The organism is Opitutaceae bacterium, from assembly GCA_015075305.1.
Taxonomy (GTDB): Bacteria; Verrucomicrobiota; Verrucomicrobiia; order Opitutales; family Opitutaceae; genus UBA6669.
Map to the genome: position 1 here is coordinate 645,844 of JABTUS010000001.1, position 23,020 is coordinate 668,863.

The 23,020-nt window shown below is 60.3% G+C and carries 23 protein-coding genes; 10 read left to right on the forward strand and 13 right to left on the reverse strand.

All coding sequences use genetic code 11. The features are described from left to right. Window positions 1-39 precede the first annotated feature (39 nt). Window positions 40-852 (reverse strand): sugar phosphate isomerase/epimerase, encoded by an 813-nt coding sequence (locus HS122_02600; protein MBE7537289.1) that lies wholly within the window; start codon window positions 850-852, stop codon window positions 40-42. 158 nt (window positions 853-1,010) lie between these two features. Between HS122_02600 and HS122_02605 the strand changes: the two genes are divergently transcribed. From HS122_02605 to HS122_02615, 3 genes are read left to right on the forward strand one after another with little or no spacing between them, the layout of a single operon-like run. Next, window positions 1,011-2,054, forward strand: coding sequence for a sugar phosphate isomerase/epimerase (locus tag HS122_02605; protein MBE7537290.1), 1,044 nt, complete (start codon window positions 1,011-1,013; stop codon window positions 2,052-2,054). A gap of 10 nt (window positions 2,055-2,064) precedes the next feature. Next, window positions 2,065-3,150, forward strand: coding sequence for a Gfo/Idh/MocA family oxidoreductase (locus HS122_02610; GenBank protein MBE7537291.1), 1,086 nt, complete (start codon window positions 2,065-2,067; stop codon window positions 3,148-3,150). 26 nt (window positions 3,151-3,176) lie between these two features. Continuing rightward, window positions 3,177-4,343: a Gfo/Idh/MocA family oxidoreductase gene (locus HS122_02615; GenBank protein MBE7537292.1), complete on the forward strand. Its 1,167-nt coding sequence runs from the start codon at window positions 3,177-3,179 to the stop codon at window positions 4,341-4,343. Between the two features lie 94 nt (window positions 4,344-4,437). On the opposite strand, the gene msrB is transcribed toward HS122_02615, so the two are convergent. Next, on the reverse strand, window positions 4,438-4,878 hold the full coding sequence (gene msrB / locus HS122_02620; protein ID MBE7537293.1) for a peptide-methionine (R)-S-oxide reductase MsrB: 441 nt from the start codon (window positions 4,876-4,878) through the stop codon (window positions 4,438-4,440). A gap of 355 nt (window positions 4,879-5,233) precedes the next feature. Here msrB and HS122_02625 point away from each other — a divergent pair, with 355 nt between their 5' ends. Further along, window positions 5,234-6,214, forward strand: a complete 981-nt coding sequence (locus HS122_02625; GenBank protein MBE7537294.1) for a sugar phosphate isomerase/epimerase — start codon at window positions 5,234-5,236, stop codon at window positions 6,212-6,214. A gap of 43 nt (window positions 6,215-6,257) precedes the next feature. Here HS122_02625 and HS122_02630 read toward each other — a convergent pair whose 3' ends face one another. After that, complete coding sequence (locus HS122_02630; protein MBE7537295.1) at window positions 6,258-9,101, reverse strand: PQQ-dependent sugar dehydrogenase; 2,844 nt, start codon at window positions 9,099-9,101, stop codon at window positions 6,258-6,260. 60 nt (window positions 9,102-9,161) lie between these two features. Continuing rightward, complete coding sequence (locus HS122_02635) at window positions 9,162-9,476, reverse strand: transposase (protein MBE7537296.1); 315 nt, start codon at window positions 9,474-9,476, stop codon at window positions 9,162-9,164. Between the two features lie 1,176 nt (window positions 9,477-10,652). Here HS122_02635 and HS122_02640 point away from each other — a divergent pair. The 4 genes from HS122_02640 to HS122_02655 are packed head-to-tail and all read left to right on the forward strand — an operon-like array spanning window position 10,653 to window position 12,820. Further along, on the forward strand, window positions 10,653-11,285 hold the full coding sequence (locus HS122_02640) for an RNA polymerase sigma factor (GenBank protein MBE7537297.1): 633 nt from the start codon (window positions 10,653-10,655) through the stop codon (window positions 11,283-11,285). Then, window positions 11,282-11,593 carry a hypothetical protein gene (locus HS122_02645; GenBank protein ID MBE7537298.1) on the forward strand — a complete coding sequence of 104 codons (312 nt, stop codon included), beginning with the start codon at window positions 11,282-11,284 and terminating at the stop codon, window positions 11,591-11,593. Before HS122_02640 ends, HS122_02645 begins: the two co-directional genes overlap by 4 nt. After that, window positions 11,590-12,012, forward strand: a complete 423-nt coding sequence (locus HS122_02650; protein ID MBE7537299.1) for a hypothetical protein — start codon at window positions 11,590-11,592, stop codon at window positions 12,010-12,012. The genes HS122_02645 and HS122_02650 overlap by 4 nt, the downstream gene beginning before the upstream one ends. A gap of 34 nt (window positions 12,013-12,046) precedes the next feature. Beyond that, window positions 12,047-12,820 carry an SDR family oxidoreductase gene (locus tag HS122_02655; protein MBE7537300.1) on the forward strand — a complete coding sequence of 258 codons (774 nt, stop codon included), beginning with the start codon at window positions 12,047-12,049 and terminating at the stop codon, window positions 12,818-12,820. Between the two features lie 40 nt (window positions 12,821-12,860). Here HS122_02655 and HS122_02660 read toward each other — a convergent pair whose 3' ends face one another. Beyond that, window positions 12,861-14,006, reverse strand: a complete 1,146-nt coding sequence (locus HS122_02660; protein MBE7537301.1) for an LLM class flavin-dependent oxidoreductase — start codon at window positions 14,004-14,006, stop codon at window positions 12,861-12,863. 137 nt (window positions 14,007-14,143) lie between these two features. Between HS122_02660 and HS122_02665 the strand changes: the two genes are divergently transcribed. Further along, complete coding sequence (locus HS122_02665) at window positions 14,144-14,314, forward strand: PLDc N-terminal domain-containing protein (GenBank protein MBE7537302.1); 171 nt, start codon at window positions 14,144-14,146, stop codon at window positions 14,312-14,314. 48 nt (window positions 14,315-14,362) lie between these two features. Here the strand turns inward: HS122_02665 and HS122_02670 are convergent, their stop codons facing one another. The 7 genes from HS122_02670 to HS122_02700 form a co-directional block, all read right to left on the reverse strand. Continuing rightward, complete coding sequence (locus tag HS122_02670; protein ID MBE7537303.1) at window positions 14,363-15,826, reverse strand: efflux transporter outer membrane subunit; 1,464 nt, start codon at window positions 15,824-15,826, stop codon at window positions 14,363-14,365. An 84-nt stretch (window positions 15,827-15,910) separates the two neighbouring features. Continuing rightward, entirely contained in the window at window positions 15,911-16,486 is a 576-nt protein-coding gene (locus tag HS122_02675; GenBank protein ID MBE7537304.1) for a cytochrome b, read from the reverse strand. Between the two features lie 66 nt (window positions 16,487-16,552). After that, on the reverse strand, window positions 16,553-17,263 hold the full coding sequence (locus HS122_02680; GenBank protein MBE7537305.1) for an ABC transporter ATP-binding protein: 711 nt from the start codon (window positions 17,261-17,263) through the stop codon (window positions 16,553-16,555). A gap of 2 nt (window positions 17,264-17,265) precedes the next feature. Then, complete coding sequence (locus HS122_02685; GenBank protein MBE7537306.1) at window positions 17,266-18,468, reverse strand: ABC transporter permease; 1,203 nt, start codon at window positions 18,466-18,468, stop codon at window positions 17,266-17,268. Then, a complete protein-coding gene (locus tag HS122_02690; GenBank protein ID MBE7537307.1) occupies window positions 18,465-19,619 on the reverse strand; it encodes an efflux RND transporter periplasmic adaptor subunit in 1,155 nt (384 codons plus the stop codon). Before HS122_02690 ends, HS122_02685 begins: the two co-directional genes overlap by 4 nt. Further along, window positions 19,616-20,239, reverse strand: coding sequence for a TetR/AcrR family transcriptional regulator (locus tag HS122_02695; protein ID MBE7537308.1), 624 nt, complete (start codon window positions 20,237-20,239; stop codon window positions 19,616-19,618). The genes HS122_02690 and HS122_02695 overlap by 4 nt, the downstream gene beginning before the upstream one ends. A 281-nt stretch (window positions 20,240-20,520) precedes the next feature. Next, the gene (locus tag HS122_02700) at window positions 20,521-20,631 is read right to left on the reverse strand and encodes a VPDSG-CTERM sorting domain-containing protein (GenBank protein ID MBE7537309.1); all 111 of its coding nucleotides are present in this window, start codon (window positions 20,629-20,631) and stop codon (window positions 20,521-20,523) included. Between the two features lie 264 nt (window positions 20,632-20,895). On the opposite strand from HS122_02700, the gene HS122_02705 reads away from it, so the two are divergent. Further along, window positions 20,896-22,086, forward strand: coding sequence for a transposase (locus HS122_02705; GenBank protein MBE7537310.1), 1,191 nt, complete (start codon window positions 20,896-20,898; stop codon window positions 22,084-22,086). Here the strand turns inward: HS122_02705 and HS122_02710 are convergent. Beyond that, on the reverse strand, window positions 22,083-22,736 hold the full coding sequence (locus HS122_02710; GenBank protein ID MBE7537311.1) for a hypothetical protein: 654 nt from the start codon (window positions 22,734-22,736) through the stop codon (window positions 22,083-22,085). The two genes, HS122_02705 and HS122_02710, sit on opposite strands and share 4 nt — an antisense overlap. Window positions 22,737-23,020: the final 284 nt, after the last annotated feature.

The window sequence follows — 23,020 nt, forward strand, 5'->3', positions numbered from 1 at the left end:
GGATGCCAGCGAAATTCGTGCCAGCGCCTCATTCCACCTTCACCACCATTTGGAATCCCGCGCGCACTGGAGCACTTCCTCGAGCGGAGCAAGGTTGGGGTGCCACATCCTTTCCCATTCGAGGCTCACAACTCCCCGAAAATGCCGATCCAGCTCCGTTATCAGCGGACGCATGGGGAACTCCCCTCGCCCGGGCAGCGTGTAGGTGTACGGGTGGCGCGCACTTGGTATCGAAATACTGTCCTTCACATGCACGTGCACAACACTTTCGCTTATCCGCGCCCAGGTCTGCAACGGATCCTCTCCCCCTTTCTTCCAGGTGTGATGCGCGTCCCAAAGGACCGCCGCACCCGGAGCAGCATCAACGAAACGGCGCACGGCTGCCGCGTTTACGAGTGCATCGTGCGTTTCGACCATGATCTCCGGAGTGGCCTTGCGCCAGGCGCGTTCGGACTGCCACCACCTCACCGTCGCCGCGGCTTCCGCGATCTCCGCCGCATCCGCGAGTTTCCCACCGTCGAAGACGCGCAGCCATCGCACGTCGAGCGCCTCCGCCCAGGGCAGGAAATCCAGGAACGCCGCCCTTTCCTCCGCAGTCGAGCCGATCAATTTGAGCGAGGTTCCAAACGCAACAATTGGCACCCCCTTGCGAAGCTCCGTACCGATTCCGAGCTTTTCGGCGAGTGCCTCGGGCGAGCCGTGGGTCTTCGCCAGGTAGGCTGGCAGATCGATCATGCCTTCAAGGACCCTGACCTCGATGCCATCGAGGTCGAAGTTCTGCGCGACCTCCATGCACTGCTCAAGCGAGGCCTGTGGCATGCCAAGTGTCGAAAATGCGCGGAGGCAGGACATGAGGCCGAAGCTTGGACAGTTTTCCCTGCCGTGCGAATCCTTTCCTCTTGCTGCTCCCCGATTGAATGCAAGACGATCAACTTGTCTCGTCAGCTCCGATTGCGTCGACAGCAACCCCGGGCACTCCAACACCCTAACTCGAAACCCATCCATCCAACATGCCAAGACCCGTCACTCTGTTCACCGGCCAGTGGGCCGATCTTCCCCTCGAAAAGCTCGCGCCGCTCGCCAAAAGCATGGGCTACGACGGACTCGAGCTCGCCTGCTGGGGCGACCACTTCGACGTCGATGCCGCCGTGTCATCGAAGAAGTACGTCCAGGAGAAATGGCAGCTCCTTCAGGACAACGGCCTCACCGCCTTCGCCATTTCAAACCACCTGGTCGGGCAGGCCGTGTGCGACCTGATCGACGAGCGTCACAAGGCAATCCTGTCCCCCGCCATCTGGGGCGATGGCGATCCCGAGGGTGTGCGCAAGCGGGCCGCGCGGCAGATGATACTGACTGCCAGGGCGGCACGCGCATTTCTCGACGCCAAACCGGGCCGGAGGAATGGCGACGACTCCCCGGCGGTCGTCAATGGATTCACCGGCTCGTCGATCTGGCATTCGATCTACGCCTTCCCGCCGACCTCCCAGGCCTACTGGGACAAGGGCTTCGCCGATTTCGGCAAACGCTGGACTCCGATTCTCGACGCCTTCGAAAAGGCCAATGTCAATTTCGGACTCGAGGTCCATCCGACTGAAATCGCCTTCGACATCGCCTCCGCCCGGCGCGCCATCGACGCGGTCAGGGGGCACAAGCGCTTCGGTTTCAACTATGATCCCTCGCACCTCGGCTACCAAGGCGTCGACTACGTGAAGTTCATCCGCAGCTTTGGCAGCCGGATCTTCCATGTGCACATGAAGGACGTCTGGTGGGGGCATGGTGACGGCAGCATCGGCGTGTTCGGCGGTCATTCCAATTTCGGCGATCCTGGACGCTTCTGGGATTTCCGCTCGCTCGGACACGGAGACATCCGCTTCGAGGACGTGATCGTCGCACTGAACGACGTTGGTTACCGCGGTCCGCTCTCCGTTGAGTGGGAGGACATCCGCATGGACCGCGTGCACGGAGCGACCGAGGCAGCGGCCTTCGTTCGCAAGACGGACTTTCCATCCAGCACGCTCGCCTTCGACGCGGCATTCGACAAGAAGAACCAGTAATTTTCATCCCATGAGCATCAAAGTAGGAATCATCGGCGCGGGCGGCATGCTTCGCTATCACGCAGCGGGCTTTCGCGCCGCTGGAGCGGAAGTCGTCGCCGTGGCCGACACAAACGTCGAGGCCGCCAAACGGGTTGCCGAACGCGAGAAGATCGCCGCGCATTTCGCCGATCCGGCGGAAATGTTGAAGGTGCGCGAGATCGACGCCGTCTCGATCATCGTGCCCAACAAGTTTCACGCGCCGCTCTCCATCCAGGCGCTGAAGGCGGGCAAGCATGTGTTCTGCGAGAAGCCTCCGGCAATGAATGCACGGGAGGCGCAAGCCATGGCAGCGGCCGCCAGGGCCGCCAAACGCACCCTGATGTTCAACTTCAACAATCGTGCGCGCCCGGAATCCTACGCCATGCAGGATTACATCGCCCAGGGAGCGGTCGGCCGGATCAATTCCGCGCAGGCAAAATGGATCCGTCGCACCGGAATCCCGGGCTTCGGCGGCTGGTTCACCAACAAGGCGATGTCCGGCGGGGGGCCGTTGATCGATCTGCTTCACATGCTCGATCTGTCGCTCCACTTCATGGGCTACCCGGAGCCGGAATGGGTGCTCGCCCAGACGTTCAACGACTTCATCCAGGACAAGAGCTTCAAAGGCCCATGGGGAATCCCGGATGTCGCCAAGGGCGTGACCGATGTGGAAAACGCCTGCCATGGCATGATTCGCTTCAAGTCCGGCCAGGTCGTGACCCTGCAGATTTCCTGGGCGGAAATGGTCAGGAATGAGGAGGTTTCGGTGACCTTCCAGGGCACCAAGGGCGGCGGTCTGGTGCGGCGTCTCTTCGGTGTCGATGGACTCGACAACACCTCGATCGATGCGTGCGAACTCTACACGCAGGAGAACGGACGCTCGGTCAACCGCTCCATCATCGTTCCGGCGGACGAGACCATGGGACGCAATCGATCCGCGGCCAACTTCATCGCCGCCATCGAGGGCGTCGAGCGCCCGCTCAATACTCCAGAGCAGGCGGTCGCCCTCATGAAGATAATCGACGCAACCTACAAATCCGCCTCCTCCGGCAAACCGGTCAGAATTCCGGTATAACCCAAATCCAAAGGCAATTTTGCATCATGGCTCTCAAACGAAAATTACGCATGGGCATGGTCGGCGGCGGTCGCGGCGCATTCATCGGCGCCGTGCACCGGATGGCCGCCGCGCTCGACGGTCGGATTGAACTCGTCGGCGGCTGCTTCTCCGCCGACCCGGAGAAATCCCGGCTCTCCGGCGCGGACCTCAATCTGAACCCGGCGCGCGTCCACGGCACCTACCAGGAGATGATCAGCGCCGAAGCCGCGCTGCCCCCGACCGAGCGCATCGACTTCGTCTCGATCGTCACGCGCAACAACACGCACGTGCCCATCGCCAGGGCCTTTCTGGAAGCGGGCATCCACGTCATCTGCGACAAACCCGTCGCCTTCTCCCTCGCGGAGGCGCGCAAGCTGCGCGATGTCGTCAGGAAGACCGGACGGGTCTTCGCGCTGACGCACAACTACACAGGTTACCCCATGGTGAAGGAGGCGCGGCACCGCGTGCAGGCCGGCCAGCTCGGCACGATCCTCAAGGTGGTCGTCGAATACCCCCAGGGCTATGCGATCACCGCCATGCAGAACAAGGCCGACGGAAAAATCTCCAACTGGCGCATGGATCCGAACATCTCGGGCGTATCCAACTGCATGGGCGACATCGGGACCCACGCGGAGAACCTCGCGCGTTTCATCACCGGCCTGCAGATCGATGAGATCTGCGCGGACCTTTCGACGTTCATTCCTGGCCGCAAACTCGACGATGACGGCAACTGCCTCGTTCGATTCAAGGGCGGAGCCAAGGGCATCCTCTACGCGTCGCAGATTTCCAACGGTGACGAGAACAACCTCAACATCCGGATCTACGGCACCAAATCCTCGCTCGAGTGGCATCAGGAGCACCCGAATGAGCTGATCGTGAAGGAGGTCAACCAGCCGCGCATCGTCCTTCGCCGCGGCAACAGCTACCTCTCCCCGATCGCACAGAAATACTCACGCACGCCATTCGGCCACCCCGAAGCCTTCATCGAGGCCTTCGCCAATGTCTATCTTGCGGCCGCCGAGGCGATCGAGGACCAGGTCAGCGGACGAAAGCCCAGGAAAAGCTACGACTTCCCGACAATCGACGACGGCGTCGAAGGCATGGCCTTCATCGAGACGGCGGTCAAAAGCGCAAAAAAGGGCGCGCGCTGGGTGAAGTTTCCGAAACTTTGAGGGCGCATTGTTCCCGGTTGGCCCGACTGGAGGGATCAAGGCCGGCACAGGCAGCAATGCCTGTGTCATCCCCCAGCTTCCATCACGGGGGCGGTCAGGGTTTCCTGTCGTTACGCGCGACCCACGCGTCGTACTCGGCGCGCGGCATGAATCGGAGTGACGCGCTGTTGATGCAGTAGCGCAGCCCCGTCGGACGTGGACCGTCGTCGAAGACATGGCCGAGGTGGGCTCCGTCAACCGTGCAGTGCACCTCGATGCGTTCCATGCCAAGAGTGGAGTCGCGGGTTTCACCGACAAAGGAGCGCTCGATGGCCTTCGTGAAGCTGGGCCATCCCGTGCCGCTGTCGAACTTGTCGCGACTGTCAAAAAGCGGCGTGTCGCTGCAGACGGAAAAATAAACACCGTCCGTTTTCTTGTCGAAATAGGCATTCCGGAACGGAGGCTCCGTGCCCTGTTTCCGAGCCACGCGATATTGCTCGGGAGTGAGGAGCTTTCGCCATTCCTCGTCAGTCCGCTGCACCTTCACCTTGCTCATGTCGATCACGACATTTGAAGGAAGCCCGCAGGCGGAAACTTCACCAACTTTGCATTCAAGTGCGTCTTTGGCCATGGGTTTCTGTTTTAGACTCTTGTCGCCGGCAGCCCAAAGAGCACCAGCGCCCGCAATCGCGATTGCGAAGATCGGAGGGGTAACAAGGCGGAAATTCATGATGCGAGCAGTATAACCATGCGTCCGCAAATTTCCAGTGCGGGAAACTTGCAGCCTGCGGGGCCACATCCTTGCCTTGCGTCGCAGAACACTCAGAGTGCTGTTTCCTCCTCCATGAGGGATACACCGCCCGCGCACCGGTCGGCGTCCCACGATTTCCTCCTCCTCCATATCCCTGCTCATGCAAACCTATACCCGCCGTGACTTTGCCAAACTCGCCTTGTCGGCTGTTCCCGCCGCCGGGCTGCTTTCTTCGGCAAACCCCCTGCTGGGGGTCGCGCCTCCGCGCAAGGCCAGGGTTCATCCAAACTCCCTGGTGAAAGGCGTGCAGATCGGGATAAATGTGCCCTACAGCTTCGGCAATCCGGCAATGTCCGGAGCCGATGTTCTTTCGAACTGCGCGTCCCTGGACTTGAGCGCGGTCGAACTCCGCGCACAACCCGTCGAAACCTACATGGGTGCCGCGCCTGAGCTGATCTACCAGCCGGCCAAGGGAATCAAGGTCTCGCATGCCGAACTCGAAGCCAGAAAAGCGACGCTGAAGTCATGGCGGAGTTCGGCCCCGCTCGCCCGGGCGAAGGAATTTCGAAAGATGTACGAAGACGGCGGCGTGAAGATCGAGATCGTGAAGGTCGACAACATCTTCAAGCTTTCGGATGACGAACTGGACTATCATTTTGCTCTGGCAAAAACCCTCGGCGCCCGCGCCATTTCGAGCGAAATCTCCTTTGTCGACGATGAACTGAAGCGCGTCGGCCGGTTTGCCGACAAGCACGAGTTCTGGGTCGCCTACCACGGGCACACGTCGACAACGGCCAGCATCTGGGAGCATGCGTTCACCCTGGCAAGATACCACGCGGCCAATGTCGACCTCGGGCACTTCGTCGCCGGCAGCAACATGTCGCCGGTTCCGTTCATCAAGCGCCACCACGAACGCATCACCCACGTGCATCTCAAGGACCGGAAATATCGCGAGGGGCCGAACACGCCTTTCGGCCAGGGGGACACCCCGATAGGCGAAGTCCTCCGCCTGATTCGCGACAACCGCTGGCTGATGCAGGGAACAATCGAGTTCGAATACAAGGTTCCCGAAGGTTCGGACCGCATGCGGGAAATCGCCCGCGCCATCCAGTATTGTCGCGATCAGTTGAACATGGCCTGAGTCTGCCTCCGGAGAACTTGCAGGCGCCGCTCCGAGGCTGCAGTTATTTCAGGCTGGATAGGTAGGCAAGGAGATCGGCAGCCTCACCGGCGGTCAGACCCGCGATCTGCCCTTCGGGCATGAGCGAAATGGGCAGCGGCTTTTCCGCGGCCACCTCCGACAACTGGAGTGTGAGCGTTTCCCCGCTCACGACGCGAAAAACAAGCGAGGTCGGGCTCCGCCTGAGCGCGAAGCCCACCTGCGTGGTTCCATCCTTCATCTGCACCTGAAGCGGACGGAACTCCTGCGCCATCTGTTTCGAGGGATTCAGAATGCTGTCCAGAATCTGCGCGGACGTCTGCGTCGAACCGATCCTCGACAAATCCGGCCCGATATGCCGGCCCTCGCCCTTGATGAAATGACAGGCGCGGCAGCCGCTCAACTTTCCGAGATCCGAAAGCAGCTTTTGCCCGCGCGCGGCGTCTCCCTTCATGGCCAGCAGGGCCGCGACATCCACCTGGGTGCCAAGGGTCCGCTCACGCAGCGCGTCCGGCTTGAAGCGCTCGTAGATGTCGCGCACCGTCGGATCCGGTGACGCCCAGGCGGTTGTGAAGGCATGCTGACGCAGCGATTCCGACAGCCTGCCATCGTCAATGGCGCGGCGGAGCCGCATGGCACCGCCCACGGTCTTCAGCGACTCGGCGATCAGCTCCGTGGACCACGCAGTCTCCGTCCAGGGTTTCGCGTCTCCGGCTCCACCGCCGCTCATGCGGGCGATCCAGTCCTCCACCGCGCGCAGTCCGTCGACATCCGTGTTCCTTGCCCCGACCACCGGCATGTGACCCGCACCCGCTTTCGCCATGCGCACACAGATGACCGAGTTCCAGGGATCGCCCGGATTGATCAGTTTGGCGTCCTTTAGACCCAGGCCTCCCTGGGTCGGGGCGACGCCGACGGCGTTCATCTGCACCGTCAGGAGCTCGGTGTTCATGAACACAAACGCGGCGCCTCCGGCGTCATTGCGATGGCAGTGCGCACAGTTTGTGTGGAGCACCGACCGCGCCGCACTACTGATCGCCGAATTCCGCGGCTCAAGCTTCGCCCGCGTCGATTCAAGATAGTCGGAGTCGATCAATCCGAGGGAAACTAGTTCGCCCGACTGCGGTCCTGGCACGCCTTCAAGCTGGGGCGGCGTGAAGGCCAGCGCGCCGTTGTTCCATGTATTGTGGCAGCGCAGGCAGTCGGAACGGCTGAAATATCGCCAGCGGTATTCGCGCGGCTCGCGGGAGACAGCCTGTTTGTCCGGCCTTGTCTTGAAGACCCGTTCTGCACCTTCCGCCGGGACCAGATCGGCATCCGTTCCCGCCTCGTTCCATCGATAGGAATAGCCGTTCCATGCCTCTCCGTCGAAATGCAGGACCTGCGTTTCAACGGGACGCGTGCGCTCCTCGTCCGTCAACGCCATGTCGCCCAGCGCGATCGTGCGCGCGAGCACCGATCCCGCAGGCCACTTTGTCTGGTAGTCCATGGTCTTTCCACCCGTGCGGAAATCAAATTTCAGGTACGTCGTTGTCGTCAGCTTCGTGCGGTCGCGCAGGCCGATCAGACGGCTCAGCACCTCCGCGCCATCCTCCCACATCGGTTGCGCAATGGAAAAAGGATACACGCCGGGCGATGGCTTCAGCGTCCTCAGATCGGCAAAGATGCCGGTCTCACTGAGCTTTCTGGGAAAGGCCGAGGGCGACGCGCTGCGCGGATTGCGGCGAAGGCGGTGGATCGTCGTCTGCGAGGACCAGTCGAGATAGTACAGCTCCCCGTCATCCGCCTGGCCAAACGTGATGATCATCTGCGGCGTGTCGGCGATCTCCTCGTGCCGCGTGATCTTCGTTCCATCATACCACAGGGCCCATATCTTGCCCGTCGCCCAGTCTCCGTAGATGTAGGCTCCCTGCAGCTCCGGAAACTCACTTCCGTGATAGACATACCCGCCTGTTATCGAAGCCGCCTCCGAATGCGGATGCGCCACGATCGGCGGCGTTATGGGCGCCAGAGGGCTCGCGCGCTCCACAGCAATGGGCTGGCTCGCCTCGTACGCGCTCCACCCATAGTTGCCGCCCTTCTTGATGAGATGAATCATCTCCCAGATCTCCCATCCGACGTCGCCGCACCAGAGGTTGCCGGTCGCCGGGTCGAAGCTCATCTTGAAGGGATTGCGAAGGCCGAACGCCCAGATTTCCGGCCGCGTGCCAGGAGCCGCCGCAGGAGGCACGACCCAGGGGTTGTCCGGCGGAATGCGGTAGGCCAGCGGAGGATCCCGATGGTCGACATCGATGCGCAGAATGGAGGACAGGAAGTCGCGGGTGTCCTGACCGGTGAGCAGGATGTCCGGCGGCGCTGGAGGGCCGCCATCCCCGGCCGACACATAGAGATAGCCGTCAGGGCCAAACTGTATGTTCGCGCCATTGTGTTCGCCTGACAGCCACGTGAGCACCACCTCTTCGCTCGTTGGATCCGCCTTCAGGGGATCCAGCGAACTAAGCTTGAAACGCGACAGCTTGGTGCCGTCCTTCCGCCCAGGCTTCAACGCATAGCAGACAAAAATTTCCCGGTTCTCGCGGTACTTCGGATGCAGCGCGATTCCAAAGGCATTGTCGAAGTCCGGCTTTCCCTTTCGGAGATCGAGAACCTCATTCGCTGGCTCGGTATCCGACCTCGGATTGAACGAATAGATGTGCCCGGTGCGTTCGAGAAGCAGCAGATGGCCGGTGCCGTGAACCGTCGACAGTTCCAGCGCCTCCGAAAACTTGAGATGCCGGAGAATCTGCTCCTGCACAAAAGGCTTCGGCCTCTCCGGCGTGCCATCGACCTTGGACGTCGTCCAGGGAACCCGCGTTTGTCCCGATGCCATGCTCGCCGCACAAAACGCAGCGATCGCTAGTGTTCTGTCGCGGAAATGACTATACATATATCATGCGGCCTTCTTGCGCGGCTTTCGCCGGGTGCAACCGGGCTGGATGGCCTCGAGCCGGCGACGACAGCGTTCGATCCTGGCAAGGATGTCCTCCGCCTTGGCGGTCCAAACAAATGGCGTGGGCTCCTGGTTCCATTGCTCGATGAAGCGGGTGATCGAGTTGATCAGATCGGGAACACTGGAGAAGCTGCCGCGACGCACCGCCTTGCCGGTGAGTTCGGCAAACCAGCGCTCCACCAGATTGAGCCAGCTCGAACTGGTGGGAATGAAGTGCAGTTTGAAGCGTGGACGCCGGGCGAGCCAGCGCTGCACCCGCTCGTGGTTCGTAGGTGCCGTAATTGTCGACGATAAGATGGAGCTCGTCCGTCTCGGCATATTCCCGCGTCGATTTGTCGCGAACCGAGAACTCGATGTGCCGGTGGCGCGGGAAGCAGTGGCCGCTGGATTCTTGCTGGCGGCCACGTTCTAATGAAGCAACAGCGTGGTCGTGCCATGGCGCACGTAGTCGTGCGTCCGGTGCCGCAGCGACCGCGCTTCAGCGGCAGGCCTGGTTGTGTGCGATCCAGCGCCTGAATCTGGCTTTCTTCGTCCACGCAGAGCACCACCGCGTTTTGCGGTGGGTTGAGGTAAACGCCCACTCACATCGAGCAGTTTGGGCACAAACTGTGGATCGCGGAGTTTGAACGTCTCCTGTCGGTGCGGCTTCACAACCGTGCTCCGCCAGATACGCGCGACTGTGCTCGCATGCACGCCCTGCGCCTTCGCCGAGGGTTCGCGCGCTCAGTGCGTCCGCCCCGGCGCGCTTTCATTGAGCAGCGTCGCTTCGACGATCGCGACCGCCAGCGCCTCGGCGCGGCTTGCGCCCGCGGCCATCTCCGCCACGTCCCACAATCCTTGCGGACCTGCGGACAAAGCGCTGGCGCCACGGCAGGTGCTGGTTCACCTCCAGCCCTCCACCAATCGGTGGCATCGTCCAGCCCTTCGGCCTTGCGCAAATGATCCGCAGCGCCACCACCTGCTGGGGCGTACCGTGCGCGCCCACCCAGCGCTCAAAACGCTACGTTGGTCTGCCGTGACCGTCAGAATCGTCGGTTTCCGCTCATGCTTGCAGGTTGAACGATAACGACTTTAAGTCTAGTCATTTCCAGCAACAGAACACTAGATGAAAATATCTCATGAAAGGTGCCCGCACGGGTGCACCCGCTGGAGGCAGTCGGTCGAAAGAGCGCGACACGACGCCGCGAGTCAAGTGAGCGTCACACCCATGCAATATTTCCCGTCATTGGCGCTGGATGCGCACAGCCCCCATCGCTCGCACCGAAAATGTAGCACACCGACAATTTCAGAAACCAAAACCACGGCCATGCGTTGTACCGGATGAACACTCCACGCGCCATGCACCATCACAGACACCCTCATCCTCAGAATCGCCAAAGCCTTGATTCAGGTGCTGCCATTTCCTGAAAACGTGCGCACGTTCGTCTCCACTTGAGCGCGGGACACAAGGACGCGGACCATGAACTCGAAGGTGCTTCAAACCGGGAAGCCGAGGAATCGGACGTCTCCATCGCCAGGCGCGCCCGGTCTGGAGATCGCTCCGCAATGGACCTTCTCGTTCGTCGACACTCTCCCGCCGTCACCCGTCTCCTGTGGAAGTTCGTGCGCACGCCTTCGGATCTCGAGGACCTGGTTCAGGACACCTTCCTCCGCATGGTCAGGGGACTCCCCCGCTGGCGCTCGGAACAGCCAATCTCGCACTGGATCCTGCGCATCGCGGCAAATACCGGACGCGACTACTGCCGGCGCCATGCCGTCCGGCGTCGCTGGATGGTTGAACCGAACCATGACACCGCCGCCGATGGCGGTGGCCGCCCTCCAGCCCCCGAGGCGCCGGATCCCGGCTCCGATCCCGCTGCAAGAGCGGCGGCGAATGAAGTCAAGCAACTCCTTGAACGCCTGCCAGCGGACGACCGCGCCGTCCTCATCCTGCATCATCTCCAGGGATGGGATCTCAACGAAATCGCGCGCCAGTTCGGCTGGACACATACTGCAACAAAGCTCCGCGCGTGGCGGGCGCGCCGCCGGCTTCGCGATCTCCTCCTCTTCAACAACAAATCATGAAATCCGAACCCAATTCATCCCACGGACAGCACTGGGATGATCTCATCGCCAACGCGCGCAATGATCAGCCTCCGTCTCTGAACCTGGATCCCGTGCTGCGGGCGGTCCGTTCCGCCCTCATCAAAAGCCCGGCGTCAACTTCCTGGGCCGGCGACTTCGCCGCCCTCTTTGGCGCACGGAGCACCGTCGCGTTCTGCCTCTGCACGGCGATCGGGCTGACGCTCTTCACAACCTGGCAGTTGGCCGACGCTCTGCCAACTCTCTCATGGGCGGAATTGCTCACCGTCGATGTGGAGGCCGCATCATGAATGCGAGCCGCGGACGGGCCTGGGTTGTTGCCATCGCCATCTTTATTCTCGGCGTCGCAGTCGGCGGCCTGCTGACAACCTGGCTCGGACTTCAACGCATCAGGCACAACCTGCGGAATCCGGGTTCAGCGGCCGGTCTTTTCGAGCGGGCCGGCAATCGCATTGGCGATGATCTTGTGCATGCGCTCAACCTGACTCCTGAAGAGGATGCGGAGGTTCGCCATGAGCTCGAGAGAATGGGGGTGCAACTCAAGGACATTCGTCGGCGCTCGGGCATCGACGCCGCCGCCGAAGTGCGCTCAACGGTTCGAAGAATCGGTGCGAGCCTGCCCGCCGAGAAGAGGGAGAAGCTGCGTGAAATCCTTCGGCACCGCTTCCGAAGGCTCGGTTTGACTCCACCTGACACCGGGGAAAAGTGAAGGGCAAAGGGGGCGATGTGCGCCCCTTTGCTCCATGAACAAACTGCACAAGAAACGGGCCCTGGTCACCGCAGGTGCGCAGGGCATCGGCCTGGCCATCAGTCAGCATCTCTCGCGCGCGGGCTGTGACGTATTCGTCCACTATCACCGCAGCGCCTGCGAGGCTGAACATTTCGTCAATGAAGCGCGCACGCTCGGCCGGAGTGCGGGAGCGGCTGCCGCAGACCTGACAACTGCGACCGGCTGCGAGGCGATTGTCGCTGCGGCGGTCTCCTTTCTCGGCGGGCTCGACATCCTCATCAACAACGCGGGATCCCTCATCGCGCGGCGGTCGCTCGCCGATGGCACGGACGAGTTCTGGGATGAAGTCATGGAACTCAATCTCGGCAGCCTGCGACGCGTCACGCGCGCAGCAGCGCCGCATCTCATCGCCGCCGCAAAAACGAACCCTGGCGCCGCCATCGTCAACCTCGCCTCGCTCGCCGGCCGCAAGGGCGGACATTCCGGTTCGCTCGCCTACTCGACCTCAAAGGGAGCGATCCTCACCTTCACCCGCGCCCTCGCGAACGAACTCGGACCCGACGGCGTCAGGGTGAATGCCCTCGCGCCGGGACTCATCCTTGGAACCACCTTTCACGCGACACACACCTCGCAGGATTCCGCCAACGCAACCATCGCCTCGATCCCGCTCGCGAGAGCCGGAAATCCCGACGACGTCGCCCGCGCCGCGCTCTTTCTCGCGGGCGAGTACGACGGCTTCATCACCGGCGCAACCATCGACATCAACGGCGGCGTGTACTCCGCCTGAGCACGCGGTGACTGCGGTGCGCCATTGACGACGGTCCCGTCTATGCCGGAGCGGGTGTCTTTCGTGAGGCACCAATCGCCTCACGCACGACAGGAGCTACCTTGGTGCCGAACAGCTCAATCGCCCGCATCACGTCACGATGGGGAATTGGTCCGCCGCTCAGCAGGAGGGTGAAACGATTGATGCCGCCCAGCACCTCGTTTTCGCGGATTATTTTTTCGGCCACCCATCCGGGGTCACCGACGACCAGCGCTCCGTCGCGCGAACGCAGCGCATCGTACTGCGCGCGCGTCACGGGTCCCCAGCCCCGCTCGATGCCGATGGCGGAGAATGCATCGGAATACGCCGGATAAAGTGTCTCCGCGGCGCCTGCCGTGGTGTCGCCGATGAACCCCGGGGAGTGTATGCCAATCGAAATCTTGTCAGGCGAATGTCCCGCGCGAATCCAGTGCTCACGATAAAGGTCGAGCAACGGTCGGAAGCGATGAGGTTCGCCGCCTATGATGGCCAGAACCAGCGGCAGACCCAGCTTCGCCGCGCGCACAACCGACTGCGGTGTGCCGCCGACCGCGATTCGAACAGGGATCGGATTCTGCATTGGCCGCGGGTACACACCCTGCCCGTTCAAACTTGCCCGATGCCTTCCTTTCCACGTGATTTCGGTCTCCGCGCGGAGCCTGAGGAGCAGATCCAGTTTCTCGCTGAACAATGTGTCATAGTTCTCGAGGTCGTAACCGAACAGGGGAAACGACTCGATGAATGACCCGCGCCCGACAATCATTTCCGCCCGCCCATGCGAGATCAGGTCGAGGGTGGCAAAGTCCTGAAACACCCGCACGGGATCGTCGGAACTCAGAACCGTGACCGCGCTGGCGAGCCGGATCATCCGGGTTCGCGCCGCCGCCGCCGCAAGAATCACCGCAGGAGCCGACGACAAGTATTCCTTCCGGTGATGCTCCCCCAGCCCGAAAATATCGAGCCCCACCTGATCGGCCAGCGCTATCTCCTCGAGCAGATCGCTCAGGCGCTCAGCCTCGCTCATGCGCGCACGTTTGGCCGGGTCAAAACTCGTTTCGACAAAACTGTCGAAGCCCAGTTCAAAGCCCTCCCTTCGAGGGACGGGCCTGAGTGCAGTGGTATCCCCGTTCGTCGTCGGCAGGGACGTCAATTCAGACTTGGATGGCATGGAAGTCATTCGCGAAACGCAGCCATATTTCATTAAATGTCAAAATCAGCCTGCACCCCTCCGCATTGCTCGAATCGTGATTGCATTCGCCAATTCTTTGATCGCAACCGCCTCGGCCTCGGCCCAGTCTGGCGACGATGAATATCAGCTACCTCATCAGTGTTCTCTGCCTCATCCTCTGGATCGTTGCGCTCGTCGACTGCATCCGAAGCAGCAACCCAAACAAGATCATCTGGATCATCGTGATCATCCTGGTCCCGTTCCTTGGCTCCATCCTCTACTTCCTGTTGGGGCGAAAAAAGGCATAGAGGCTCGGCACTTCCGCCTTCGCGGGGTGTGGCCCGGCCTGTTTGGCATCAAATCTCACGCGAATCGCCGTATCCCCCCCCCAGCACCTGAAAAAGCACGACCGTGTCAGCAAGACGCTGTGCCCGCGCGGCGGTCACCAGGCCTTCCTGCTGCAGGGCGTGCTCCTTCGCCGCAAGCACACGCGGATGGCTGGCTGTCCCTATCGCATGCTGCCGTTCAACCAGTTCAAGGGCCCTGGATGCGGCACCACTCGCTTCTTCAAACGATGTCAGAATCTCCGCATCATGATGTGCGGCGCGCATGGCATCTGCCACCTCGCGAAGTGCGTCGAGAACAACCGCCTGGTAGTTCATTGAAGCCGCCTCAAGCGCCGCCAGCGATGCACGCCTCTCTGCCGGAAGGCCGGGATTGAGCAATGGCTGAGTCAGTTGTCCTATCACGCTCCAGATCGCAGCGCCTCCCCCAAAAAGGGAGTCCATATTCATCCCCTGTGAACCGAGCGTCGCACTGAGGTTGACCTGCGGATAGAGCTTCGAGATGGCCACCCCATACTCGGCATTGGCTGCATGAAGAAGCGCTTCCGCCGCCTGTATGTCAGGCCGATGGCGGGCCAGCGCGGAAGGCAACACCACGGGCAGATCGCCCGGCAGCAAAAACTCGCCCAGATTGAAAGCCGGAACCGCCGCGCTCCCCGGCGCTCGTCCCGCCAGCATCGCAAGGGTGTGATCCTCCTGTTCGATCTGACGTTGAAGCTGGTGCAGTGTGGCCCGCGTCTGCTCCGTCCGCACCCGGAGGGCCAGCATCTCCTCCTCCGATGCCAGTCCAATGAGGACTTGCCCTCCGACAAGTTTCTCCTGCTCGATCTGCACGTCCAGTATCGCCAGGGTCGCCCTGCTCTGATCCGCCAAACTCGCCCGCCTGATCGCAGTCAGTGTGATGCCGGCCGCCAGCCGCAGACGCGCGTTTTCCATTTCATGGTATCGATGGTCCACACGAGCGGTCAACGCCTCAAGTGTTCTCCGGGTTCCGCCGGAAAGATCCAGGCGATGGCGTATTTCCAAGCCCGCCGTATACAGACTGAATTCACGCGGGTTTCCTGCAATTCCCAGCATGCCCGGATTCATGCGCTGCCGCTGCGCCGACACACCCGCATGGATGCCCGGATAGGTCCTCACCGCTGCTTGCGCCATCCGGATTTCTTCCGCCTGCCGTAGGGTCGCTGCGGCTGCCGCAAGCGTCGGACTGGCAAGAAACGCACCCTCAATATAGGCATCAAGTCTCGAAGATCCCAGCCTCCGCCACCAACGTGCGTCGACCACCTCTCCAAGATGGAATTGCTGGACTCCTCCCTTCCCGATCGCATCCGTCCCAACCTGCCCGGACATCGGCACCGCCGTGTAGGTCACCTCGCTGATCGGAGCCGGTCTTACAAAGTCCGGTCCGCTCGCACAACCTGCGAGGAGCGAGACGCTCGCGCTCAGAATCACCAATGAAACCACGCCCGCATTCATGGCGCGTGTCTCGCTGCAAGGTGACGGCGCGCACCCATCCGCACGATCGAGGACTTCACCAAACTCATGATCGATCCCCGGACATTAGCACGACGATTCACGGCGCCTCCATGGCAGCATGCGACGAAGCGCGTTGTCGCGCAGCAGGTAGTGATGAAAAAGCGCCGCTGCGGCGTGCAGCCCAATGAGATAGTAGCCGACAATGCCGATGATTTCGTGAATATCCTCATACCGATCGGCAAGCGCCTTGTTGGGCCCGATGAGAGTCGGCAAATGGATGCCGAAGAACGGAACACTCCTGCCTTTGGCATTCAGTGCGAGCCATCCGAGCACAGGCATGGCGACAAGAAACGCGTACAGAGCAAGATGCATCGCCCTGGCAAGGAACCCCTGCCAAGCCGGCGGTGCCGGATCAATGGGAGGCGCGCGAAAAATCCAGTGAAGGAGCAGTCGCGCAAAAACGAGCGCAAACACCAACATCCCCAGCATGAAATGCCAGTCCTTCATGGCCTCCCGCGCGCTGCTGCCCTTCGGATAGATTCCACGCATCTCAATCAGCGCATATACGGCGACCATGAGGATCAGCATCCCCCAGTGCATCCAGATCGACAAGGGGTGGAAACGGTCATGTGACCTTTCGGTGGTATTCTTTGTATGCATGAGCTTGCTCCTTCTTGATTTTGGGATTCTCCAACGGTTTCCTTTCATGACGACTGACCACCGTGGTCAGTCAAAGCTGCGACCCTCCCCCGCCTCCTCGTGCGTCACGCCATCACGGATATGGTAGATCCGCTTGAATGTAGGGATGATCTTTTCGTCGTGTGTGACGACAATCACGGCGGTCTCAAAGCGCCTGGCCAGGTCATTGAGGATTCGAATGACCGCCAATGCCCGAACGGAATCAAGCGGCGCCGTCGGCTCGTCCGCCAGAATCACAGGAGGGCGATTGACGAGCCCCCGGGCAATCGCAACCCTTTGCTGTTCGCCTCCCGATAGCTGTGATGGCATGGCCCGACCACGATGCCCGATATCCAGCGCTGAGAACAATGCATGGGCCCTCCCCCGCGCCTCCCCATTGGACACGCCTGCGAGCATCGGCAGCAACGCCACATTGTCCGTGGCATCAAGAAACGGAATGAGATAGGGAGCCTGGAAAACAAACCCGATGTGATCACGCCTCAGCGCGCGGAGATCACGCACTTTCCATCCATTGTTGTAGATTTCCCTCCCGCCCAACATCATTTGTCCGCCGGTCGGATCAATCACCGCTCCCAGGCATTTCAGCAGGGTGCTCTTCCCAGAGCCTGATGGCCCGATGAGACCCACAACCTCCCCGGGACGGACCTGCATGTTGGCATCCTTCAGCGCCAGCACGGCTGTCCCGCCTTTGCCGTAGCGCTTGCTCAAACCACTGATTCTCACTCCTCGGTCACTCATTCTCAACCTCCTATCGCCACGGCGGGATCGACCTCGAGCGCCTTGCGAATCGCGACCAGCGATGCCACCGTGCAGATGGCCAGCACCGCAAGGAATCCAACAATCGCATCGGCTGGAACCAGCAGAATGTATTTTGGAAAATAGGGCGCGGAGAACGTGGCGGTGATCTTTCCAACCACGAATCCAATCACTCCCAGCACCAGGGACTGCTGCATGATCATGCCCGCGATTGTGCGATTGCGCGTGCCTATGAGCTTCAGCACCGCAATCTCGCGGATCTTGTCCATGGTCAGCGAATGAATGATGAAGGCGACAATGGCCGCGCTCACCATCGCAAGTATCACCAGAAACATGCCGATCTGTTTGGCGGACGTGGCGATGAGCTTTCCAACAAGAATGCCCTCCATCTGCGTACGATCATAAACAGTGAGCCGCTTCCAGCGCCGGATGTTTTCAGCAACCTCTCCGGGGGTGAACCCGGCCTGAATGCGCACCAAAACCGCATTTACCGAGCCGCTGCCGGTTTGTGATGCTAGAACAGCCTCCAGCAAACCCGGAGCACCCTCTCGATTGAAGGCAGGATTCGCCGCAGTCCGCCGCCGTTGCATCAGGATCGCATCGTTGTCCTTGAGGAACTGCGCTGTCTGCGCGTCCTTGAGCGGAATGAAGATCATCGGATCGCCATTGGACGATACAACCCGCCGGGTTAGACCAACGACAACGTAATGATCGCGCCGGATTTTCAGGGTGTCGCCGATTTTGAATCCGGCTGCGAGGTCGGCAACGGCCTCGAAATGTCCCCGGGTCAGGTGGCGGCCTGCAACGAGATAAGGAGGCCATCCAGGAAGCCCGGGCTCTCCTGCGGCGATACCCGCCACCATCGCCCGGACATCCCGATCACCTTTGCCAACCTGCATCGTCTGAAAGGTGACGTTGGCAGCCTGGGCAACCCCAGGCAGCACCCGAATGCTCCGCCAACTGTCATCAGGAATGCTGGACGCCTCCGCATAGGGTCCAAGGGTTTCCTTCTGCACAACCCATAGATCAGCACCACTGTTCTCCAAGAGTCCCTTGGCATCATCGACCATCCCCCGATACACGCCCGCCATGATCAGAGTCACGCCAATCAAGAGCCCAAGGCCAATCCCTGTGAAGATGAACTTCTCCCACGAGTGAAGAATATCGCGTCCCGCGAGACTGATCATGGCGTCATCTCCACCAGCCGTTTGACAACGCGACTCCTGCTTCGGGGTGTCAACACCTTCTCTCCGTACACAACAACCTGATCCCCTATGGTCAGTCCTTGCATCACCTGTACGCGGCCATCCAAGTCCGCACGGCCGGTAATTACCGGTCTGAATTCGATGCCTTTCTCGGTAAGAACCCAGACACCGCGTCTCCCATGGAATGTCCGGATTGCAGCATTCGGAATTACCGGGGACTCCGGCAACGCCGGAAGCATCAGTGTTGCCTCCACCAATTCACCCACGGGAGGTATTGGCGAAACTTCTGATTCAAACACGATCTTCGCCAGCGTTTCTTCCGTCACAACATCAGCCTGGGGCTCAACCCAAAGCACGCGTCCACGAATGCGGGCATCCCTTCTCGAGCGCAGGACAATGGTGGCGGGCAGCCCGGCCGCCAGACCTTCCGCACTGATCTGGTCAAAACGGGCATCCACCCAAAGGCTCCGTGGGTCGATCAATTCGATGACCACCTGTCCTCCAACCACCGTGGATCCCGGTTCGGCGTGACGGGCAACGACCAGCCCGCCATCACCGGGGGCCACCAATCTTAGATTGTTGCGCTGCGCATGCAGTGCCTTGAGTTCCGCTCGCAGGCGATCGATCGCGTCATGGGCCGCCTGCAAGGCGGCGCCGGCCACATCCTCTTCCTGCTGTTTCGACGAAACGGACTCCTCGCTCGTGCCGCGAATCACCAACGACTGCTCGTATCGCCTCGCCTGAGCATGCGCAAAGGCCAGTCGAGCCTCCGCCTGCCGGAGAACCGCCTCGCCACCTCGAATTGCAGCCTCCTGCCCCAGAATTCGAGCATCCAAATCCACAGGGTCCATCTCACCCAGCACCTGCCCTCCACTTACGCTGTCACCAACATTGACAGTGACCCTTAGGATCCGTCCCGCCTGCACCGGCCCGATCTTGTATCGATGCCGGGCCTGCACGGTGCCCATGCCATAAATGGCGGGAACGACTGCCCTGGACTCCACCTTGGAAACCGTCACAGCCACTCGCGCCAACGGTCCGGAACGAATGACCACAAAGGCAAAGAGCACGGCAAGCGATGCAAGGACAACAAGCAGCACGACCGTGCGACGTTGCAAGCGGGGCCATTTCATGACGCGCTTTCTATGCCACGACGATAAATCGCAAATGCCTTTGCTGACTCGCGCCGGATTTGCGCAACGTCTCCTGCCAACAGTGACTGCATCACTAAACCCTGGATCATGCCGATGAACTGACCCGCGGCAGCATTCACATCCAGACCAGCATCCAATTCACCCATTGCCTTGCCAGCCTCAAGAAGGCGCTGCAGGCGCTTGAAGTAATTTCCGACGAGCTGCCTCACCGCGCGCTTGGGCAAGGTGTCCTCCGGGCGCTGAAGTTCTCCGAAGAGCATCCTGGGAACCCCGGGATGTCTGGACACGAAATCAATGTGTGCCTTGAAGATGGCTTCAAGTGAAGCGACCGGGGAGGCTTCATCCTTTGTCGCCCGATCGACCCATGCCAGCATGCGCTCGCCCACCCAGATCATCACGGACTTCAGGATGTCATCCTTGGTGGGGAAATGACGGAAAAGCGCACCCTGCGTGAGCCCCATGCGCTCCGCAATCGCGGCTGTCGTGATGTCGCTCGGGTTCTGCCGCGCCGCCAGATCCACCACGGCCGCCACCGTAACTGCGCGCCGCTCCTCCGCGGAAAGGCGCGGACGGGATTTAATTGCCTCTCCTTTCTCCATTTTCAAATAGTAAGTAAGTACTTACTATCTTTCGTCAATGGTAATCCTCTGCATGCCTATCATCAAAACCCATTCAAACGGCCGTCGTACCACCCCGGGCTTGCAGTGCTTTCAGTCCGTCCGGCACTTCGACTGCCTCAGGCACCGCATCAACGGCATGCTGAGTGTGCCTCAGACACCAACGAGGCGGAAGTGAATGCGACTTCGCCTCCGCCGCCCAGGCTGGTGTCAAGCGCTGGGCAACGCGATGCCATTGGACGAATCAAACTCAGACAATCTTGTCAGACTCTGCGGCGAAGGATTGCCATGCCAAGCAGGCCGACTCCAAGCAGCACAATTGTCGCTCCCGCATCCGGCACCGATGTCGTCGGGTTGCCCACGACGACATTCATGCTCACATAATTGCAAGGGCGTCCAAACCACTTTATAAAACGATTGCGGAATAACGAAACTTCGGAGCGACAATGCGCGATTGGAAAGGGCTTCAGAGTGGCCTGTATCGGGGATTGAGTAGTGGTGGGTAATCTTGTTGTAGGGTCAGGAAGACGCCCGGAAAATTGTTTAAACTTATGCTTGAAGATGCATTGAGGGTCAGGTTGGGGCCCCATATGGAGCACATTTCTGATCCTGTATTGAGGAAGACGTTTTTCGCGCCCTTGAGCAATGCCCTGGCTGCGTCGCTGCATCAGCGGGACTGCCGGGCGTTCACGGACGCCGAGTTTCTTGAACTCGGCGCGACCCGGGTGATTTGCGATCCACGCAGTGGTCGAGGATTCCTTCAGCAGATTGGCGTGCACATTGAATCGTGCCCGCAGCGGAGCAGCTTTTTCGAGCAACTCAAGAGCATGCGGCGCCTGCAGATGCTCTCCGACGTGACCGAGCGGGTTGCGGCAACGATGGCGCCACGGGCGGAGATGCCGGAAGAGCTCGCCAATCACGAACTGTACGCCGGCGATGGTCATTGGCACGGTGCCGCCACGCATGATGCGAAGATCGATGATCGGCGCTGGGCGGTCGGCCATGTTTACGCTCTGAACCTGCGCACCCGCGCCCTGCATCACCTTGATCTGACTCAGGGCAAAAAGGAGCACGACATGTCTGTGCTCAAACGGCTCGGCGCGGACATGCTTCGAATGGGTGCGAAGAAGCGTCAGCGCGTCATCTGGGTGTGGGACCGTGCTGGCATAGACTTCGAGCTCTGGCAAAACTGGAAAGCCACCCGCGGCATCTACTTCATCTCGAGAACCAAGGACAACATGACTTTCACCACGGTGTCTCAAGTAGCTCCTGATCCGGACCGCCCGATCGACCCGAATATCCTCTCGGACGAGCGCTGCTTGAGCGGCCAAGGCACCGAGGTCCGCCTGATTCGATATCGCGATCCGGTGGGCGCAACGGTGTACGAGTTCGTCACCACCGCATTCCACCTGCCCGCCGACATCATTGCCTGGCTGTATAAAGCGCGATGGAACATCGAGAAGGTCTTCGATCAGCTCAAAAACAAGTTCGACGAGTCCAAGGCTTGGGCAACCAGCGATACGGCGAAATCCATCCAAGCGAAGTTCCTTTGCCTGGCTCACAACTTGCTCGAGCTGTTTGAGGTGCACTTGGAAAACGACTATCGGATTCGCAACGAAGCCGGCCTGCAACGTCGTGAAAAAAGGCTCGCCGAACACACTGCCGTTGCCCGGAAAAAAGGGTACGCCGTCTCAGCCCTGCTAACCAAGCTATTCCAGCCTCTACAATGCAGTATAAAACTCATCCGATGGCTTCGCTCCTACTGGTTCTCCAGCGCCCCTCTATCGCAGATCCTGCCTGTCCTGGCCCGCTCCTACGCACATTCCTAGCCTCCCACATTGGACACCCTTGCATAATTGTTTAGCTGGGAATTTGGCGAAAGTGCGGAGGGTGAAACCCGGAGACGGAAACTATACTCACCCAACGCATTGGGATTAAACACATCCGCGGGAGCGGAAACAAGGGAGGGGATATTCATGCCGAGATATCCAAATGTCGGATTTTCCGAGCCTTGGACAATAGTGCCAAGTCCGCCGATTGTATTCAGGTTCAGCGTTCCAAAGCCACTTGCCGAACCGGACGCTGGATTGAATTCGTAATCAAGTCTGAAGTCATAGCTGGCCAAAGTCACAATGCTGCCCACAGGTCCGGAAACGCTGACATAGTACGCAAAGTTCCATGTGGCGGTCGTGCCAATCTGATTTGGCGTTCCATTGTTGGTGCCAGGCGTGGCAAAAAAGGTGCCCGCCCCGTCGTTCGTCAGCGCCGGGTTGCTGTAACGCTGGTGGGCGGTCAAGCCAATAGTCACTGTTCTCCCTTGGTCACTGAACACGCTGAAAGCCGTCGGATCAGTCGGAATGCCCGAACCGCCGAAGGTGGCACCAGAAAGATCGCCAAACGTCTGGTAGTTGGGCGTCAGCGCAAACGCCGCGGAAGCGGAAAAGAGAGAGCATGCAAGCAAATGCGGAATGAATTTCATGATGACTGAATTGAAGGGTTGAAGTGGATGCTCGGAGCCTAGCAATACGCATACCGTTCTCACAGAAGTCGACGCCCTAGCCTATTAATATAGTTTAAAACTGTCATGATCAATTGTTTAGCCGATTTATGATTTGCTGGCTCTTTGGGAAATAATCTCTCGCGGTATCGAAAATACGTAAGTTTCCCAACAGTATTTGAGCAGGTTTAAGTACAAACTCATCCTAAAATACTATTAATAAATAACTTAGGACATTATTACTTCTTGTAATTTATTCCGACGCT

What these genes read in the sequence shown, in the direction of transcription:
- HS122_02600 (MBE7537289.1), bottom strand. Translation starts at nt 852, where the DNA reads ATGTCCTGCCTCCGCGCATTTTCGACACTTGGCATGCCACAGGCCTCG.
- HS122_02605 (MBE7537290.1), top strand. Translation starts at nt 1,011, where the DNA reads ATGCCAAGACCCGTCACTCTGTTCACCGGCCAGTGGGCCGATCTTCCC.
- HS122_02610 (MBE7537291.1), top strand. Translation starts at nt 2,065, where the DNA reads ATGAGCATCAAAGTAGGAATCATCGGCGCGGGCGGCATGCTTCGCTAT.
- HS122_02615 (MBE7537292.1), top strand. Translation starts at nt 3,177, where the DNA reads ATGGCTCTCAAACGAAAATTACGCATGGGCATGGTCGGCGGCGGTCGC.
- msrB (MBE7537293.1), bottom strand. Translation starts at nt 4,878, where the DNA reads ATGAGCAAGGTGAAGGTGCAGCGGACTGACGAGGAATGGCGAAAGCTC.
- HS122_02625 (MBE7537294.1), top strand. Translation starts at nt 5,234, where the DNA reads ATGCAAACCTATACCCGCCGTGACTTTGCCAAACTCGCCTTGTCGGCT.
- HS122_02630 (MBE7537295.1), bottom strand. Translation starts at nt 9,101, where the DNA reads ATGGCATCGGGACAAACGCGGGTTCCCTGGACGACGTCCAAGGTCGAT.
- HS122_02645 (MBE7537298.1), top strand. Translation starts at nt 11,282, where the DNA reads ATGAAATCCGAACCCAATTCATCCCACGGACAGCACTGGGATGATCTC.
- HS122_02650 (MBE7537299.1), top strand. Translation starts at nt 11,590, where the DNA reads ATGAATGCGAGCCGCGGACGGGCCTGGGTTGTTGCCATCGCCATCTTT.
- HS122_02655 (MBE7537300.1), top strand. Translation starts at nt 12,047, where the DNA reads ATGAACAAACTGCACAAGAAACGGGCCCTGGTCACCGCAGGTGCGCAG.
- HS122_02660 (MBE7537301.1), bottom strand. Translation starts at nt 14,006, where the DNA reads ATGCCATCCAAGTCTGAATTGACGTCCCTGCCGACGACGAACGGGGAT.
- HS122_02665 (MBE7537302.1), top strand. Translation starts at nt 14,144, where the DNA reads ATGAATATCAGCTACCTCATCAGTGTTCTCTGCCTCATCCTCTGGATC.
- HS122_02670 (MBE7537303.1), bottom strand. Translation starts at nt 15,826, where the DNA reads ATGAATGCGGGCGTGGTTTCATTGGTGATTCTGAGCGCGAGCGTCTCG.
- HS122_02675 (MBE7537304.1), bottom strand. Translation starts at nt 16,486, where the DNA reads ATGCATACAAAGAATACCACCGAAAGGTCACATGACCGTTTCCACCCC.
- HS122_02680 (MBE7537305.1), bottom strand. Translation starts at nt 17,263, where the DNA reads ATGAGTGACCGAGGAGTGAGAATCAGTGGTTTGAGCAAGCGCTACGGC.
- HS122_02685 (MBE7537306.1), bottom strand. Translation starts at nt 18,468, where the DNA reads ATGATCAGTCTCGCGGGACGCGATATTCTTCACTCGTGGGAGAAGTTC.
- HS122_02690 (MBE7537307.1), bottom strand. Translation starts at nt 19,619, where the DNA reads ATGAAATGGCCCCGCTTGCAACGTCGCACGGTCGTGCTGCTTGTTGTC.
- HS122_02695 (MBE7537308.1), bottom strand. Translation starts at nt 20,239, where the DNA reads ATGGAGAAAGGAGAGGCAATTAAATCCCGTCCGCGCCTTTCCGCGGAG.
- HS122_02700 (MBE7537309.1), bottom strand. Translation starts at nt 20,631, where the DNA reads ATGAATGTCGTCGTGGGCAACCCGACGACATCGGTGCCGGATGCGGGA.
- HS122_02710 (MBE7537311.1), bottom strand. Translation starts at nt 22,736, where the DNA reads ATGAAATTCATTCCGCATTTGCTTGCATGCTCTCTCTTTTCCGCTTCC.